11 protein-coding genes are annotated in these 17,359 nt (G+C 35.4%); 8 read left to right on the plus strand and 3 right to left on the minus strand.

Annotated elements, in window-relative coordinates:
- Positions 1-367: 367 nt before the first annotated feature.
- On the plus strand, positions 368-826 hold the full coding sequence (locus IFO69_RS09980) for a lipocalin-like domain-containing protein (RefSeq protein WP_192009964.1): 459 nt from the start codon (positions 368-370) through the stop codon (positions 824-826).
- A 322-nt stretch (positions 827-1,148) separates the two neighbouring features.
- Here the strand turns inward: IFO69_RS09980 and IFO69_RS09985 are convergent, their stop codons facing one another.
- The 3 genes from IFO69_RS09985 to IFO69_RS09995 all read right to left on the minus strand — a co-directional run bounded on the left by IFO69_RS09985 (position 1,149) and on the right by IFO69_RS09995 (position 6,770).
- Positions 1,149-3,923, minus strand: coding sequence for a TonB-dependent receptor (locus IFO69_RS09985; RefSeq protein ID WP_192009965.1), 2,775 nt, complete (start codon positions 3,921-3,923; stop codon positions 1,149-1,151).
- 18 nt (positions 3,924-3,941) lie between these two features.
- On the minus strand, positions 3,942-5,033 hold the full coding sequence (locus IFO69_RS09990; RefSeq protein WP_192009966.1) for a phytase: 1,092 nt from the start codon (positions 5,031-5,033) through the stop codon (positions 3,942-3,944).
- 192 nt (positions 5,034-5,225) lie between these two features.
- Positions 5,226-6,770, minus strand: coding sequence for a tetratricopeptide repeat protein (locus IFO69_RS09995; RefSeq protein WP_192009967.1), 1,545 nt, complete (start codon positions 6,768-6,770; stop codon positions 5,226-5,228).
- Positions 6,771-7,264: 494 nt separating this feature from the next.
- Here IFO69_RS09995 and IFO69_RS10000 point away from each other — a divergent pair, with 494 nt between their 5' ends.
- From IFO69_RS10000 to IFO69_RS10030, 7 genes are all read left to right on the plus strand, one after another.
- Positions 7,265-8,362 (plus strand): HlyD family secretion protein, encoded by a 1,098-nt coding sequence (locus IFO69_RS10000; protein ID WP_192009968.1) that lies wholly within the window; start codon positions 7,265-7,267, stop codon positions 8,360-8,362.
- Positions 8,362-9,090 carry a polyphosphate polymerase domain-containing protein gene (locus IFO69_RS10005; protein ID WP_192009969.1) on the plus strand — a complete coding sequence of 243 codons (729 nt, stop codon included), beginning with the start codon at positions 8,362-8,364 and terminating at the stop codon, positions 9,088-9,090. The genes IFO69_RS10000 and IFO69_RS10005 overlap by 1 nt, the downstream gene beginning before the upstream one ends.
- Positions 9,091-9,096: 6 nt before the next feature.
- Positions 9,097-9,771, plus strand: coding sequence for a DUF4956 domain-containing protein (locus IFO69_RS10010; protein WP_192009970.1), 675 nt, complete (start codon positions 9,097-9,099; stop codon positions 9,769-9,771).
- Positions 9,772-9,783: 12 nt separating this feature from the next.
- Positions 9,784-13,083 (plus strand): CotH kinase family protein, encoded by a 3,300-nt coding sequence (locus tag IFO69_RS10015; RefSeq protein ID WP_192009971.1) that lies wholly within the window; start codon positions 9,784-9,786, stop codon positions 13,081-13,083.
- A 27-nt stretch (positions 13,084-13,110) separates the two neighbouring features.
- Entirely contained in the window at positions 13,111-13,770 is a 660-nt protein-coding gene (locus IFO69_RS10020; RefSeq protein WP_192009972.1) for a hypothetical protein, read from the plus strand.
- Positions 13,771-13,819: 49 nt separating this feature from the next.
- Positions 13,820-15,448: a capsule assembly Wzi family protein gene (locus IFO69_RS10025; RefSeq protein ID WP_225444087.1), complete on the plus strand. Its 1,629-nt coding sequence runs from the start codon at positions 13,820-13,822 to the stop codon at positions 15,446-15,448.
- A 72-nt stretch (positions 15,449-15,520) separates the two neighbouring features.
- Complete coding sequence (locus IFO69_RS10030; RefSeq protein WP_192009973.1) at positions 15,521-17,206, plus strand: capsule assembly Wzi family protein; 1,686 nt, start codon at positions 15,521-15,523, stop codon at positions 17,204-17,206.
- Positions 17,207-17,359 lie beyond the last annotated feature (153 nt).

Genomic DNA, 17,359 nt, shown 5'->3' on the forward strand with positions numbered 1-17,359 from the left:
AAACTCACTATTAATAATTTCATGTCATTCATTAAGGTTATGGTAGTTTGAAATAGCAATTTTAGTGCAAACAGCATTTATAAGAGATTAGAAAGTCATTAAAATTACTAATAGCTATGAAAAATGGGATATACAAACTTACACATTAAAGGAGTTTTAAACCCAACTCTTGTTTGAAATAGTTTATGGTTTGGGAAACTTTCTATGCCAAAACGATTATAGGAATTTGGTGATATTTACTTATGCGGCTGATTGGGTGCTTAACTTAAATTTTTATATAAATGTTTTTTAAACATTTAATAATCATTTTTAAATATAATAATATGTATTACATTTAAATTTATTATTTAACCTTAATTTTTAAAACATGAAATTACTACGTTTTACCTTTATTTTAATGCTTGCTTCTTTAATGTTTTCCTGCTCCGATACAGAGTTACCAATGATCAATCATTCGGTGGTGGGAGAATGGGAAATGGTGGCAATGACTTATAGTGGAACCTCTACTGTATCCTATGATGGGATAAATTTTCCATCCACTTTTTCGGAAGGGATTGCTTCTGACATTGACTACATTTTGACTGTCAATGAGTCACCCAACACGCTTGTAGGCGAAGGAAGTTATACGGTTGCCTTAAAGGGTTCATATATGGATCAAGAGTTTGATTTTCCAGTTCCTGTTGATTATTTCATGAAATCAGGTTCATGGGAGGTGGAAGGAGATAAGTTTATCATAACCAAGCCGGGTGAATCTCCTGAAACTGCCACTATTGTCAAATTGACAGCAGATGAGATGGTGCTTAAAGTATCCACTGATCTCTATTAATCTTATGATGAACTTGTAAGCATAAGGTATATTATAGAGGGGGTGATCAGTATGAATCGACGATAAATTATTATTTAAATCCGCAATTTCACCAGTAAAGGTTAAAAGCGAATAGCAACTACGCTTTTTATTAAAGTATTGACCGCTTCGGTCTTCAGACTCCAGTTCTACCTGGTAGTTAGCCAGGCTTCCTACTATTTGAGTAAAGAATTTCTGGTTACTGACATTATAGCGGATAATCAGATAAATTATTTATTCATACTGTTTTAAACTAAAAAGGCGATTTAATTTAAATCGCCTTTTTTAATGTTTTCAGGTTTTTCTATTCGAACAAATCAAATTTCACCCCGAAATTAAGTCTTGCATTGTAATATTCTTCTTGCATGGTTCTGGAACGGATGCCTTGATAATATCTCAATGGTTGATTGGTCAAGTTATTACCTTCAAAGAACAGTCTCCATTTAGGTGTAAAGGCGTAAGATGCATTGACGTCCAAGAACATTTGCTCATCGTAATACCTGTCCTCAAATGCTTCACCACCCAGTTCATCCAAATAATCTCCGGCATAATTCAAAGAAGCTCTCAAAACCAATTTATTGGTTTCGTAGGAAAGAGAAGCATTGAACATGTGCTTAGCTGTACCTGGCAGTTCAAGGTTGTCTTCTTCTCTACCTTCAATACCAGTGGTCTCAGATTGAGTAAATGTATAATTCAGGTAAATGCCTAACCCTTTCCATACTTGTTTCTGAATGGATGCTTCCAGACCATACACAGAAGCTGTACCGCCATTTTCAGGTCTAGTGTATTCTAGGCCATCTCCAAATACAGGATCATTGTAGTTAAGGTCTGTTTTCTCGTAAACGAACTGATCAATATCTTTGTAAAAACCACCCAAGGAAATCAAGCCAACATTGTCAAAATACCTTTCAGCCATCACATCAAAATTCATGGCAACGGTCGGTAACAAATCTGGGTTACCTCTGGATAGTTCGTCATCTTCTGCTACATATTCCGCATAGGGGACCAAATCATAATAATTTGGTCGGGCAATGGTATTGGTCCAAGCAAACCTTAAGACACTGTTTTGGTCTGCATCATATTTCAAATGAACGCCAGGCATAAAATTAGAGTAGCTATCATCTTGAGTAGCTTGACTGAAGGTTTCATTGTCTACATCATAAAGATTACCTGTATAGGAAATCTGGGTGTGTTCCCACCTTAAACCAACAATGGTGGAAAGCTTATCCGTCAATTGGTGGTCAGCCATAACATATGCAGCAGTTACGGTTTCATTTGCAGAATAGTTGCTAGGTAAAAACTCCTCATAGACTAACTCCCCTTCAAATTGACTTGCATCATCTAAGTTTAGAGTTCCTAAGAATTGTGGGTCCACAAACGTTCCGATTTGATACTGACTGCCAGGTAGGAAGTTTGGATCTGATTGATCTGTATGAGGAACATCTCCAAGGGTAGCACCGAAGCTATCTTCATCTACTGGCGAATATTCATAATAGTTGTTGATTCGGCTCTTGTATTTGCCTCTGTATCTACCGCCAAACTGTAAAATACCTTTATCACTATAGGGCAATTTAAAATCCAATTTTGCATTGAGGTCCTCGTCAAAAGTATACTGGTATTCTTCAGATAAATTATCGAGACCAAATGCCAAATTGTCCGATAAGTTGGCCAAGGAAGCAAATGGCTTTCTAGGATTACGGATGTCAATGTTTACATTTTGATCTTCCTCTCGGTAAGCAATGTACCTTTCGTGAGGTCTTTCTTCAGATGCCTTTGCGTAAGTTGCAGACCAATCCATTTTTAATCTATTAAAGAGGTGGTCACCTCCAAAAGTAAAGTTCTGAACCCTTTGATCTTCTAGTCTTCTTGCCTTGTTTCTGTCAGAATCCAAGCCACCTTTGGTCTCATATTCCACTCTTGCACTGGATGAGGTAAAGACTCCTTCTGAAACTTCTTCAAAATCACCATCATCGAACACATCATCAAGATTATCCACTTTCATCGCAAAACGATTTTCCCAGTCATCTCTATGGTTGTACATACTGGAGAAAAGAAGGGTGTGGTTCGGGTTGATTTCATAATCCAAAGCCAATGATACAGATCGGCGTACTCTCTGTACCATATACTTTCGCATTTCGAATTCCTCCAATGCCACTCCATTATCCGAATTATACCAAGCTGTTTCAATATTCTCAGACCCAAAATTATGGTTGTTGTAAGATGCAGATACAATCGCTCCAAGTTTCCCGTCTATAAAACGGTCACCGAGAATCATCGCACCCGTCCAAATTGGCTTGTCTGACAAAAGGTTAATTCCTGTTCCTGCTGTACCAGAAACCCTAAGGCCATTAGGAGCCTTTCTAGTCACTAAATTTACTGAACCGCCAATCGCATCAGCATCCATACTTGGCAAAACAGCCTTGTTTACTTCAATGGTCTGTATCATATCAGAAGGAATCAAATCCATCTGTACCCTTCTATTGTCTCCTTCTGCCGAAGGGATTCTTTCTCCATTGATCGTTACAGAATTCAATTGAGGAGACATCCCTCGGATGATAATGTCACGAGCCTCTCCTTGGTCATTTTGCATCGTTATGCCTGGAATCCTCTTCAATGCATCCCCGATATTGGCATCTGGGAACCTTCCTATCTGGTCAGAGGAAACAATATTGGTAATGTTTGAATTGTTTTTCTGTTGGTTCAATGCTTTGGCTTGGCCTTTAAGGCGGTCACCCATGACCACAAACTCCATATTTTCTATGATCTTCTGATCCAATTTGAAGTTTATGGTAGTTGTTTTTCCTTCTTCAATTTTAGCGGTATGGACTACTGAGCCATATCCCAAATAAGAAACTGAAACTTCATAGTTACCCTCAGGTAGATCCACAATGGCATAATCCCCTGATTGATTGGTGATAGTCCCTAAAGAAGTCCCCTGTAAGATTACATTGGCGCCAGGCATGGATAGGTTTTGGGCATCGATGACCCTACCACGCAATACTCCTTGTGCCAGCAATACCTGATGACTTAGGCATAAAAAGGCCAGCAAAGTAATGGTTCTCAGTAATTGATTTTTCATAATTGTGAGCTTGAAAGATTAATTTTTTGATTTTAGGGTGTCTCTGGCCATATCTTCCCATTTATAGATTTGGAAAGTCTTGTCATCGGACATGGCAACAAATAATCCATGTGGGAAATCAGGGCCTAAAGCTGTGCTGCTGGTCTCTGAGCCGTCACTGGAAACAGTACTGGTTGGGATTTTAGTAATTAATGAATGTTCATGAGGGTTTAATGAAGATCCTTCTCTAGGAAAAACATGGAATAAGTTAGCTTCTTGGTCGGAAACCAAGATATAACCTGTTTGATCATCTAGTTTGTAAAAGCTGATTCCTTCGTGATCTTTGGTGAACCCTTCTGTGGCAAACAAAGCTAATTGTTCATTGCCTTTCTCGGGATTTGCATAATACTTACGAACGCCAACCCCTTCATCAGAGTAATAGATATATCCCAATTCATTATCTACAGCGATAGCCTCTATTTCTTTATTTCCACTGAATTCACCGAACTTGCGGACTAAATCAAGACTAAGATTACCATCCTCGCTTTTGATTTCATATTGCCACAAGTAAGTACCGTCCTGAGGTCCGTTTTTTCGTCCTGCAATTACATAATGCTTCTTATTCTCAGGGTTGTGGTATACGGCGACTCCCATTAAGTCACGGTATTCTGGTCCCTCTTCGCCAAGGTACACTTCTATGCCCTCAGGATGAATTTCCTTCATGTCAGGAAGGCTATAAAAGCGAAGCTTGGAGGTCATGCGCTCACCCGTTACAGCAAAGTCCACTGTTTTGTCACCTAATTGTAGACCATATCCGATATCCACGTTGTTAGGTCGCTGGATATTCCGAACGGTTAAAGAATCAATCGCTTTGCCTTTTAGATTAAAAACATACAATGCCCCATCGGCGTCTTTGTCTGTTCCAATGATCAAGCTTTGGCTTGGGTCAGTTGGGTTAATCCAGATGGCAGGATCATCTGTATCATGGTTTACCTGATCTGTTACATAAGTTGGTTTGACTTTGTCCAAGCTTTTTGCAGTGACATTTTCGTTTTGTTGACTTGGGCTACCACATGCTCCTGCAAGAATGCCTAGTGTCCAAAGCCCATTAATTAGTTTACCTTTTGACATAAGATTTAAAAGAATTTGATGCTACAATTTTAGCGCAGACTAATTTTTAGGGCTAGGAATTACTGTAATCAATTAGGCAACAACTGGAAAAATGACTGTTAACAAAACCTAAACAGAATTTAAAATAAATGTATTAAATAGCTGATATATAGTTATTTGTGAAATGTTACGAATGGATTAATTAATTGTGAACTATATACAAAGAATAAATTGCTGTAAGCTGTCACCTTTTTCTATGTTTAATTTTTTTCTAAGTCGGTAGCGAGAAATTCTTAGACTATCCATGGAGATTCCCAAAGAGGAGGCGATCTCTTTTGAGCTTAAGTTGAGCCGCATAAGGCTGGCAAGTTTCATTTCAGCGGGTGTCAATCCACCAGTCTTTTGTTGGATATTTTTAAAGAAATCTTGGTGGACTTTTTCAAAATTTAGTTTAAAATCATCCCAATCCGTGTCGTGTGAAAAGTTAAAATCTATCTCTTTAATCAAGTTTCTGATTTTCTTTTTTTGATCTTTGGGGTTTTCTTCTAATATGCTCTTTAACTTGACTTGTATGCCTTCTAGCATTTGGTTTTTATCAATCAAATGTAGGGTTTGGGCAGTAAGCGATTTGGAATGGGCCTGTTCTTCGGTTTCCATTTTTAATTCTAATAATTGTCTATTTTCTTTTTCGGTAGCAATCAATTGTTCCTTTACCTGAAGGATTTCCTCTTGCTGTTTCAGCATTTCTTTATTGCTTTTTATTTTTAGCTTTTGTCGGTTAAAAATCACCCAGCCCAGTACACACATCAATGCGACCAAAAAGACTAAAAGCCATTTTACCATGGCATCAAATTCCCGCATTTGCTCCAACTGGTTGATTTGTTGGTTTTTGGTGTAGAGGTGATTTTGTGCTTCTTGAATGGCGATTTGGCGAGCAGATTCCTCTGAATAAACCATTTCACTTAGTTGGCGGCTTTGTTCCAAAAAAATATAGGCATTTTCATAATCACGCATTTCGGCATATGCTTTTGAAATATCCACTATGGCACTGTTTTGTTGGTCCAAAAAACCTAAACGCGCACTCATTTCAGCAGCCATTTGGGAATAGGTTAGCCCTTTTTCTGGTTTTCTGGTTTTCCTAAAGACATCACCTAAATTATTGAGGTTACTGACTAAGCGTAAGCTGTCTCCGGCAGCCATATTCAAAATATAGGCTTTTTGGAAATTGAAATAGGCGGAGTCGTATTGCTCCAAATCTTCGAATATGCTTCCAATGTTTTCTCTAACAAAAGCTTTTTGACTTTGGAGACCCAATTCTTCGAAGATCTTAAGCGCTTCCCTTTGATGAGCCAAGGCTTTGGGATAATTGCCCATTTTCTCATACATCCCTCCAATAAAACTTTTAGTTTCTGCTTCTCCTTCTCTATTCTTTAGGTTTTGATAAATAGAGAGCGCCTTTTCATGACGCGCCACTGCATCTTCTGGGGTTTTGATTTTATAATAAACTTCTCCCAGGACATTGTTTACTTGTGCTAGGTTTAAAGTCTGTTTAGCTGTTTCAAACAAATGCTCCGCTTCATAAAGTGCTTCCGAAGCAGGTTGATAGAGACCAAACTGTAAGAGAACCTTTCCACGAATCAATTGGGCTCTTCCGATAATTGTATCCGCTCCATTGATTTGCTGTTTTTCCAAAATCTCAGTAGCCATTACAAAGGCTTGTTCTGGGTTTCTTTTGGCGATAGACTGAGCTTTGCTCAACAATTGCGTATTTTCCTTAGGTGTTTGAGCACTTAGTCTTGTTATTAAAATGATCAAACAAAAAAAGCAAGAAAGTATGGTTCGAATCAAATGTTTCATAACCAGCAAATATCCACCATATGGGAATAAAATAGGTTATGTAAAAGTTTTGTTTTTATTAAGGTTAATCATTCCATTATACAGTAAAAAAGGGCCAAAACAATACTAAAATACTTGAACTTAAAAAATTGTATAATAACCGAAATAGCTTGTTTTAACAATACGATAAATGGTCTGAATTCCAATTTTGACAAAGCTTTCTGTGTTTGACTAGTTAGGAAAAAGCAAGATTCTGATTCAAGGTTTATTTTTTAAATTAATAGTCATTCGATTCTCATTTACCTCTGAATAAAACTTTCCAACCGATATTGTTATTCAAAGAGTTGGATTTTATTTTGAAGAATTTTATTACTAAACAAGGCCGAAACATTATATTTGATTTTTAATAAAATCTAATGCCAACAATATTGAACATCAAAACAAGGAGGAAAGTAGTTTTTACGAGTATATTCAGCATAACTTTTGCTATTCTAATTTTTCTACTAAACAACGTTTCGGTTAATTATACAATAACCACACAGGGATTGGTGGTTCCGTATAAAGAATGGAAATTGACTAGATCAATTGATGGTAATTTTATTTCTTCAATACAAGATAATCTGAAAGGAGTAAGTAGTTCTTATAAGGTCGCTGAATTCTCTAGAGGTGATGTGGTTGAATTTAAATTCGATAGTGATCTAGAATGGTCTAACCATGTTAGCGAAGGAGATACAATAGGATTTATAGATTCAAATGAAGAGCAAAGAAAACTATTGGAGCTTTATGATCAGTTAAAGGTTATGAAATCTGAATTGCTTTTTTATAAAACTGGTCAAAAACTTGAGGATATTGATGTTTTGAAAAGTCAAATGGATTTGCTTGAACAAGATTATGAAACTGAAAGTAAGCTTTTTGAAAGAAATTTAGTGCTATATAATGATTCATTACTTAGTAAGCAAGATATTGAAATTTCATATAACCAACTTAAACTGAAAGAATACGAAGTACAAATAAAAGGGGCGGAATTAAAATCGGCAAAAACGGGGGAAAAACCTGAACAGGAGAAATTGATTCAATCTAAAATTCTTCTTTTAAATAATCAAATAAAAAAAATTGAGGATAGAATTGAAAACTTTACAATAACATGCCCAATTAATGGGATGCTATCAAAGAACACAAATGAGCTTTCAGATATGTTGAATGTAAAAGTTTATGACATCTCTGAATTGATGGTAATTGCTCCGGTAGAGATTTTTGATAAATATTTTACAAAGTCTGGTCAAGAAGTGGTGGTTTACACAAAATCAGATAGAACAGAATTAAGAGGTAAAGTGGTCAAACTAGATAATGTAGTCCAGCAAATCAATAATCGACAAGTTTTTTTTGTAACAGCCCTAGCTAATGGTAGTGCTAAAGATTACATAGGTGAGCTCATCGAACTTGAAATATTTTCAGAAGAAATTACTGTTTTAGAATATTTCAGAAGATCTTTTCATAAGATAATTTCAAAGTGATGAAACTTCGACATGAGAAAAAATATTTGGTCCCAACTGAATGCCTTGACCAGCTTCGAGCAAGATTAATTCCGTTTTTAAGACCTGATTTATACACAAGTTTAGACCCATTAGGTATTCCAGAATATAAAGTTAGAAGTATCTATTTTGATTCGCATACAAACTCTTCCTTTTTTGAAAAAGTGGAGGGGTTGAAGGACCGTAAAAAACTTAGGGTAAGAGGTTATGGTTTGCAGGAAAAAGGTTCACAAGTTGTTCTAGAAATAAAAAGAAAAATAAGTGATCGAGTAATGAAAAATAGGGCCTTTATTCCCTATTCCGAAGTTGAAAATGTGATTTTGAAAGGTCTGATTGATAAAAACTTAACTGAAGTTAATAAAGAATCAAGGGAAAACATAGTAAGATTTCTCTTTAACATTAAAAGATATAATCTCAAACCCGAAAACCTGATAGTATATAATAGAGAAGCTTATCATGGGAAATTTGACTCAGGAATAAGAGTGACATTTGATAAAAATATAAGGCAAAAATCATCACCTGTCCTAAGAAATTTATTCTCTGATTTTGGATTAAACCCGATTTGGAAAGGATACTTTATTTTAGAAATAAAGTATTTCGATTCAACAATGCCTAGTTGGGCAAAATCAATAATAGAGGAGTTCAAATTAAAAAATGAAGCACTTTCAAAATATGCAACAGGTGTAGAATACTCTTTAGAAAATTTTTAATAAATAATGGAGCAGGATTTACAACAAATATTTACGTTTTCACTTACTGTTAGAGAAGCAATTGCCAATATTATAGTTTCTTTAGTTAGTGGGGTTTTTATAGCCCTCTTGTATAGGGTGACATATAAAGGAGTCAGTTATTCCTCGAATTTCACTAATGCGATTATAATGCTTACTATGATTACGACTTTGGTTATTATGGTAATCGGAAATAACTTGGCTAGAGCCTTTGGTTTAGTTGGAGCCATGTCTATCATCAGGTTTAGGACTGCCGTAAAAGATAGCCAAGATATTATGTTTATATTTTTTGCCTTAGGGATTGGGCTTTCTGCTGGGGTTGGTTTATACGCTGTTACCATCTCTAGTACATTATTGATTGGGTTGGCTATTATTATAACGACTAAACTCAACTATTCGACCCCTCCTAAAAGAGAATATTTACTTCAGCTAGTTTACTTAGAAAATAAGATTGGTGAAGATCCTTTTCAATCAACACTGAAGAGGTATTGTTCAAAAGATAAAATAGTTAATCTTAAAGGGAGTGAAGAAGAAGAGGGCAATATGATTGAATTGTCCTATTACATAAAATTGAAATCTGAAGAAAAGGGGCCTTTATTGGTGTCTGATCTTAAAAAGATCTCGGGTGTTTCAATTGTTAATTTGTTTTTTGATGAATACTAAAATTTTACTTTTATGAAAAATAATGAACAAATAAGAGTAGCTTCTTATAGACTTATTTCCTTTATTTTTGTCTCAATTTTCCATTTATTGTGTTTTGGTTCAGCAAAATCTCAAGGGATTGTGATTAATGAAATCATGTCATCTAACGGGGAAACCATCTCTGACAAGGATGGAGATTTTAGTGATTGGATTGAATTATATAATCCATCAGACAATGCTATAAATCTAGGTGGTTTCGGATTATCTGATGAAAAAGAGGATCCACACAAGTGGGTTTTTCCAGATATTGAAATCAAACCCAAAGGTTTTCTTTTTGTTTGGGCATCAGGAAAAGAGAATGATAAAGTAGAAGAACTTCACATTGGTTTTAGTATTTCTTCATCTGGAGAAACATTGATATTGTCTGATAATGAGAAAAATATTTTAGATGAATTTCCTTCGGTTGAACTTCTGACAGATTATTCTTTTGGAAGGGTTTCTGATGGAGGTAACAATCTTACACTTTTTTCAAAGCCTACACCTGGAATAAGTAATTCTCTGGGAACAACAATTTCGGGCTTTACTTCTGAAATAGTACCTTCTGTTTTACCAGGGTTTTATGCTAATGACATTGTTGTAGATTTTGCAACAGATGATATAGGGGCTCAGGTATTTTATACAATGGATGGTTCAGTTCCTACCCTTAATAGTCAAAAATTAGACGGAAGTATTACCATTACTAATAGGACTTCTGAGGAAAACTACTATTCCATGATTCCCACAACAAATCATGGTGGGGCTCGAGGATATCAAACTCCCGTTGGGAAAGTTGCTAAAGCTACAATTATTCGAACATTGGCTGTAAAAGATGGGTTTGAGCCTATTGAACAATCGTTTACTTATTTTGTCTTTCCAAATGGAGCAGATAGATATTCTCTACCTGTGATTTCTATAATAACAGAAGAGCAGAATTTATTTAGTGATGATAGAGGGATTTTTGTTCCAGGAAATACTTATGATGGTTCACAGGCTAAACCACAATATACAGGTAATTATTTCCAGAGAGGAGATGAGTGGGAGAGACCTGCAAGTCTAAGTCTTTTTGATAAAGATGGAGATTTTGCCTTTTCCGAAAATGTAGGTTTAAGAATACATGGAGGAATTACCAGACATTTTCCTCAGAAAGCACTAAGGGTCTATCTAAGGTCAGAGTATGGAGATAATACTTTGGATTATCAGTTATTTGAAGAAAGAATATACAAAGACGCGAAGAGATTCTTACTGAGAGCTTCCGGAAATGATTTTGGTGAAACCTATTTCAGGGATGCATTTGCGCATCGATTGGTTAGTCAAATGGATATAGATTATCAAGCATATGAACCCTCAATTGTTTTTATCAATGGTGAGTATTGGGGTATTCACAACATTAGAGAAAGGCAGGATAAATATTATCTTAAAAACCTTTATGGAGTTGATCCCGAAAATGTTGATATTCTTACTGGGCAGAATAGTGTAAAGGAAGGTGATAATGAACAGTATAAATTTGTACTTGATCTCGTTGGAAAACTGAATAAGGAAGATGATAATAGTATAACTGAGATCGAAAAGTATATAGATTTGAATAATCATATTGATTATATGATTGCTCAAATTTATGTGGCCAATACTGATTGGCCACATAACAATATTGATTTTTGGAGAGAAAGAACAACATTTTCCCCTGAATCTTCAAAAGGTAGAGATGGTAGGTTTAGGTGGATGCTTTATGACACAGATCATGGACTTTCCCATGTAAATCATGCAGACCATAATACTCTGAATTGGGTTACTCAGGAATTTGGTAAAGAAGGATGGATTTGGCCAAACTTTTTATTTAGGCAGCTGTTAGGTCATAAAGCTTACAAAGAAAGATTCATTAATAGGTTTCTTGATCATTTAAACACCACTTTTCTTCCGGAAAGAGCAAACTCTTTGTTAGAAGAAATGAAAAAAAATATTGAGCCAGAAATTGAGGAGCATTTGAAGAGGTGGATCGAACCAGGTTCAAAGGCAAAGTGGGAGGAGAAGGTAAATGATGTACAAGACTTTGTAAGTAACAGGGCTGAAAATGTTCAATCTCATATGGCGTCCTATTTTAATGTAGATAATGCATATAAAGTAACTTTAAATACTGCTGCTCCAAATACAGGTAATATTAAACTAAATTCAGTTGAAATTAAATATGGAACTCCTGGAGTTGGCTTGATACCGTTTCCTTGGCAAGGGACATATTTTGAGAATACTCCTATCCACCTTTCCCCATTACCAAATGAAGGGTATTTGTTTGATCATTGGCTTATCAATGGACAAAAGGTTAGCCAAGAAGAAATAGTGATTGATTTGGTAAAAAACACGGAAATTACAGCTGTTTTTTCTGTTGATCCTGTAATTAAGAGAAAAACCATTCATTATTGGTTTTTTGGTACAGATATTGAAAACGATGTTGCATTGACAGGGATTTCAACAATCTATAGCAAAAATAGTTCTGATAATCAGCTTTCTTATTTATCAGCAATAGCACCTTACCCAGGTGTGGATAGTAGAGGTATTATGGATAGGGTCAATGACCCGACTCCAATTAACTTTCTGGAAGAGGTATTAAAAGAAAGTGGGATTGAATACAGTGATATGAGAGGTTTGAGGGTAAGAAATCCATTGCAAGTAGAGGATAGAAAAGCTCATATAATTTTAAACGCGCCAATGGATTATCATGAAGAACCAATATTGTCTGCAGCTGTATCAAGAACTAATAGCGGCCCTTTTTCGATAGAGATTTCCTATAGGCTATCAATTAATGAGAACTGGACTTCTTATGGGTTAGCTGAAAGTCAATTTGATTTAGAGACTGAATACAAATTGATTTCAGTTGATTTCAAAAATATTGAAGGAATTACTGACAACCCTGAGTTCCAAATAAGAATAGATTTTCATGGAAATACTACTAGTGAGTCGGGAAATGCAAGGTTTAACAATATTTCCCTAGATGCGTTTCCCTTAGCGGGTGATGACTTAATTACGGACCTTCCAGAAATAAAAGAAGATGCATCTTCTTTTATTAAAAAAGTATATCCAAATCCAACAAACGATGTTGTATATCTGGAATTGGTAGATGGTGCCCACAAAGACATTAACCTTATACAAGTCTTGGATTTTAACGGTGCTGAAATTATTAGATTTGAGGAGATAAAAGAGGAAAAGCTGTTAGTTAGTTTGGAAAGTTTAAATTCGGGCTTATATGTTATTAAGGTAAATTCGAACCGGAGAGTAGACTCTTTTAAAATATTGAAACGTTAAGTATTGACATATTAACCTTATAAAAGATTGGATTTCGAGATTAGTTATAGAAACAGGCTAAATATCTTATTGATATTGCTATGTTGTCTTTTGCAGAATTGTCATCAAGAACTTACAGATGAAATAGTTATTTATTCCAACGATTTTTCAGATGAGGATATTGAAGGTATAGAAAACGCCATGTTGAATACCTTTGATGGTAATAAGGTTTTAGGATTTTATAATAATGGAGAATTGAAGTGGAATTTTCAAGAATTACCAGATCATAAAGCGGTTAGAATAACATTGGATATTTTTTTACACGATTCATGGGATGGGAATTTATCATTACCTAGTGGACCAGATATTTGGTATCTAAATGTGGATAATGAGGCTATTATCAATACTACATTTTCGACCTCCCCCTGTAATCCAAGGTATTGCCTTTTTCAGTCCTATCCAGAAAATTACCCAAGTAATCTCAACCCAAAAACGGGATCACTAAGCTCTGATTTTCTTGGAAGATGCCATATGCAGGATGAGTTAGGATATACTTCAAGATATGTGATTACTAAAGTAGTTCCACATAAAAGTGATTATATTGAAATTACTATGGGAGATATTTTGGTGCAGGAAAATTCCGATAATCCTTTGTGTGATGAGAGCTGGTCACTGAATGGAATCACAATTTCTGTCTTACATGAATAAGAGTAAAATTAGCACATTGGACTTTTCCATAAGTCAAATGATTTTAAATATGAAAAAATATTTCTTTACAATAATTTGCTTAGTTATTGTTCAAAATACAATTGCCCAAAGCCTTCCAATAGGATTTCCAATATTGGATGATTATTTAAGAAGATGTCAATTAATGGGAGAATTGGATTCTGACATTTCTTTTGCTATTAGACCCTTATATCCAAGACTTATCTCAAAGTATAATGATACATACCAAATTCTAAATTTGTTAGAGGAAGATTCAATTGGAAAAAGTGATTTTCAAAAAAGATTTCTAAAAGGAAAGGGAAGAGTCCAATTGCTGCCATTTGTGTTTTATTCCGAATGGAATAGCCATAATCCTTACCCACAAGTCAGTCCGTTGATACCCAATCATGGATTCCAGGTTTTTGCTAGTACAGGAGCTTATTTGGAAGCAGGGCCACTAAGTGTTCAACTTCAGCCGGAAGTACTTTGGGCACAAAATAAAAAGTATGAAATAGGGATAGAAAAAAGCTATAGTACGGAATACTTAGAAATGTTTGGGGAATCAGCTTATAGTAAATTTTTGCCTGGACAAAGTAGTGTTAGACTCAATTATGGAGCATTTTCTCTTGGTCTTTCAACCGAAAATATTTGGTGGGGCCCAGGCCAATACAATGCTTTGTTATTTTCAAACAATGCTTTCGGTTTTGAACATTTAACTTTTAATACAAGGAAGCCAGCCAAAACATTTTTAGGTTCTTTTGAAGGTCAAATCATTGCAGGGTATTTGAAAGGGGCGGAATTTCGGAGTAATGTTTCTTTCTTGTCGGGTTATAGGAATGAAGATCGATACCTGAATGGAATTTTGATAAGTTATATGCCTAAGTGGATACCTGGTTTATCATTAGGCATTTCACGGGTTTACCAACAATATGAATCTTTCAGAGGAGAAACATTTAAAGATTATTTTCCAATTTTTTCTCCTTTCCAAAAGACTAAATCAGGGTTTGGACACGATGCAGACGGAAGAGATCAACAAGCTACGGTTTTTGCGAGGTGGATGATACCAGAGGGAAATGCTGAAGTTTACTTTGAGTTCGGAAGAAGAGATCACGAAGCTAAATGGAGAGGTGTGTTGCTTAACCCTGAGCATGCAAGGGCATTTCTCATAGGCTTTGGGAAAATTTTCCCTATTTCCAATGGTGACCATATACAAACACGTTTTGAAATGTTTCATCAGCAAGAATCGATCAATATCCTTGCAAGATATGACGGTACAGGAGGGGGGAGTAATTGGGGAGGGCATGTGCCTGTTAGACATGGTTTTACCAACTACGGTCAGATGATCGGCCCTGGTATAGGACCTTCAAGTAACATTCAAACTATAGAAGGTGCATGGTTCAATGGAATAAAGAGAATAGGCTTGAGAATAGATCGTCTCAATAGGCACCAGGATATTTATGTGAAGAAATTTAATGACCTGACTCCAGAACAACGCTGGGTGGATTTGGCATTAGGTCTATTTGGAGATTGGAAGTTTGATAGATTATTGGTGAGTAGCCAACTGAATTTTATTAAATCATTTAACTATGAATGGCAACTAGAAAACCCTGATGCAATCAATCCTAAAGGAAAGGATGTATTTAATTTTCAAGGAAATATTAAATCAATTTACCTTTTCTAGAAAAGAAAATATTTCTGTTTATAAAAGTTTAAAACATCAGATTTAAAGGGAATATCAATAACATTGCTACTCATGAAAAAAATATTATACTTCTTTGTTTTGAGTTTTTTTTTCGGTCTGAGCGCTTTAGCTCAATCCATTTCACTATCTACACCTCTATTGGAGGAATTTTTAAGAAGAAAGCAACTTGTTGGAGAGTTATCGGAGAATTACTCCTTTATGGTTAGGCCCATCAGCCCAAATGTTGCTTTTGATATTGAAAGAGATAAAGACCTTATTTTGTTAAATAGGTTAGGTATATATGGAAAACAAGATAAACTTGAGAAAGGTATTTTTGTTAAACCACTGCCAGTCATTTTAAATACTCAGCATAACTCAGCTTATCCATTTGGCCAGAATAATGGTATGATGATCCCAAATAGGGGGACACAGGTATTGATTAGTGGTGGAGGATATTTTGAATATGGAAAGTTTAGCCTACAGTTTCAACCAGAGATACTTATTGCTGAGAATCGAGAGTTTAGAGGAATGCCTAATACGGAATCCTTAAATTGGAAGGATTATTACCAATACTTGAACAGGATTGACAAACCAGAACGATTTGGAGAAGAAACTTATTCTAAAGTTAGTCTTGGAAACAGTAGTTTTAGGTTCAATTTTGATAACGGTATTTCTTTGGGGATTTCAAATGAATACCTCTGGTGGGGAGGAACTAAAAGGAATGCGTTGATGATGAGTAATAATGCTCCAGGTTTTTTGCATTTTACGGCCAATACTCAAAAGCCTATTGAGACAGGGATAGGAAGTTTTGAAGGTCAATTGTTTGCCGGGAAATTGAAAAATTCAGGTTTTACCCCACCAAATCCAGAACTTGTTTATGCAAAAGTCCCATTATACGTTCCCAAAAGAGATGAAGATTGGAGGTATTTATCTGGGATTATGCTTTCTTACCAACCCAAGTGGATACCTGGATTTTTCGTGGGCTATAGTAGTACATCTCAAATGTACCACAATGATATGGGTAATTTTGGTGATTATCTTCCTATTTTTAATGGACGTAAGCGATTTAGAGAGATAGATGATCCTGTTGTAGCAAAAAGACAACAGCAAAGTGCAGGTTTTTTTAGATGGTTTTCTTCAAAAGGAAAGTTCGAATTTTATGGAGAATATGGAAGTAATGGAAATAATAAACCTTTAAGGGAATTTTTTGTCAACCCGGATTTGTACCGAGCATTTACGTTAGGTTTTTTGAAGTATATACCACTAAAGTTTGAGGATCAATTTATTCAAGTTCATCTTGAAATGACCCAAACAGGACAGACTACTAGGAAAGCTATCAAGGAAAGTATGACCTGGTATACCCACCCTTATGTAAGACATGGTTACACGAATCAAGGTCAGGTTTTGGGATATGGAAATGGGCCGGGGAGTAACTCACTTTTCATTGAAGTTAGTTGGATAAATAAACTAAACCGGATGGGTTTTCAGTTTGAAAGAATTGCTAACAATAATGACTCTTTTTATCTTCACTTTGAAAGTATTAATGGGTGGGACAGATATTGGGTCGATATTGTTCCTTCTTTTGTTTTTGATAGACAGTTTGGAAAGCTGCTAGTAGCTACACGCTTTCAATATGTCAAAACATTAAATTACTATTGGGTGTTGGAAAGGGACCCTGATGCAGAACTGTATAGGTTGCAACCTGGGGATGATAGAAAAAACTTCGTTGGTCATATAAAGTTGGCTTATTTATTTTAAAGAATCTATTTTATTAGGTTGAAAACATACAGCTTGTCCAAGAGAAGATCATTTTATAAAAATGTCAAAATAAATTATTGTTTTTGTTTTACTTTATTTTTTTCACTGAAATTTAGTTGATCAATGATTAAGGTTTGGAGGAAATCATATGTC

The organism is Echinicola arenosa (assembly GCF_014841125.1).
Classification (GTDB): domain Bacteria; phylum Bacteroidota; class Bacteroidia; order Cytophagales; family Cyclobacteriaceae; genus Echinicola; species Echinicola arenosa.

Coding starts and splice junctions, on each gene's coding strand:
- IFO69_RS09990 (WP_192009966.1), bottom strand. CDS start 5,033: ATGTCAAAAGGTAAACTAATTAATGGGCTTTGGACACTAGGCATTCTT.
- IFO69_RS10025 (WP_225444087.1), top strand. CDS start 13,820: ATGAAAAAATATTTCTTTACAATAATTTGCTTAGTTATTGTTCAAAAT.
- IFO69_RS09980 (WP_192009964.1), top strand. CDS start 368: ATGAAATTACTACGTTTTACCTTTATTTTAATGCTTGCTTCTTTAATG.
- IFO69_RS10030 (WP_192009973.1), top strand. CDS start 15,521: ATGAAAAAAATATTATACTTCTTTGTTTTGAGTTTTTTTTTCGGTCTG.
- IFO69_RS10015 (WP_192009971.1), top strand. CDS start 9,784: ATGAAAAATAATGAACAAATAAGAGTAGCTTCTTATAGACTTATTTCC.
- IFO69_RS10000 (WP_192009968.1), top strand. CDS start 7,265: ATGCCAACAATATTGAACATCAAAACAAGGAGGAAAGTAGTTTTTACG.
- IFO69_RS10005 (WP_192009969.1), top strand. CDS start 8,362: ATGAAACTTCGACATGAGAAAAAATATTTGGTCCCAACTGAATGCCTT.
- IFO69_RS10010 (WP_192009970.1), top strand. CDS start 9,097: ATGGAGCAGGATTTACAACAAATATTTACGTTTTCACTTACTGTTAGA.
- IFO69_RS09985 (WP_192009965.1), bottom strand. CDS start 3,923: ATGAAAAATCAATTACTGAGAACCATTACTTTGCTGGCCTTTTTATGC.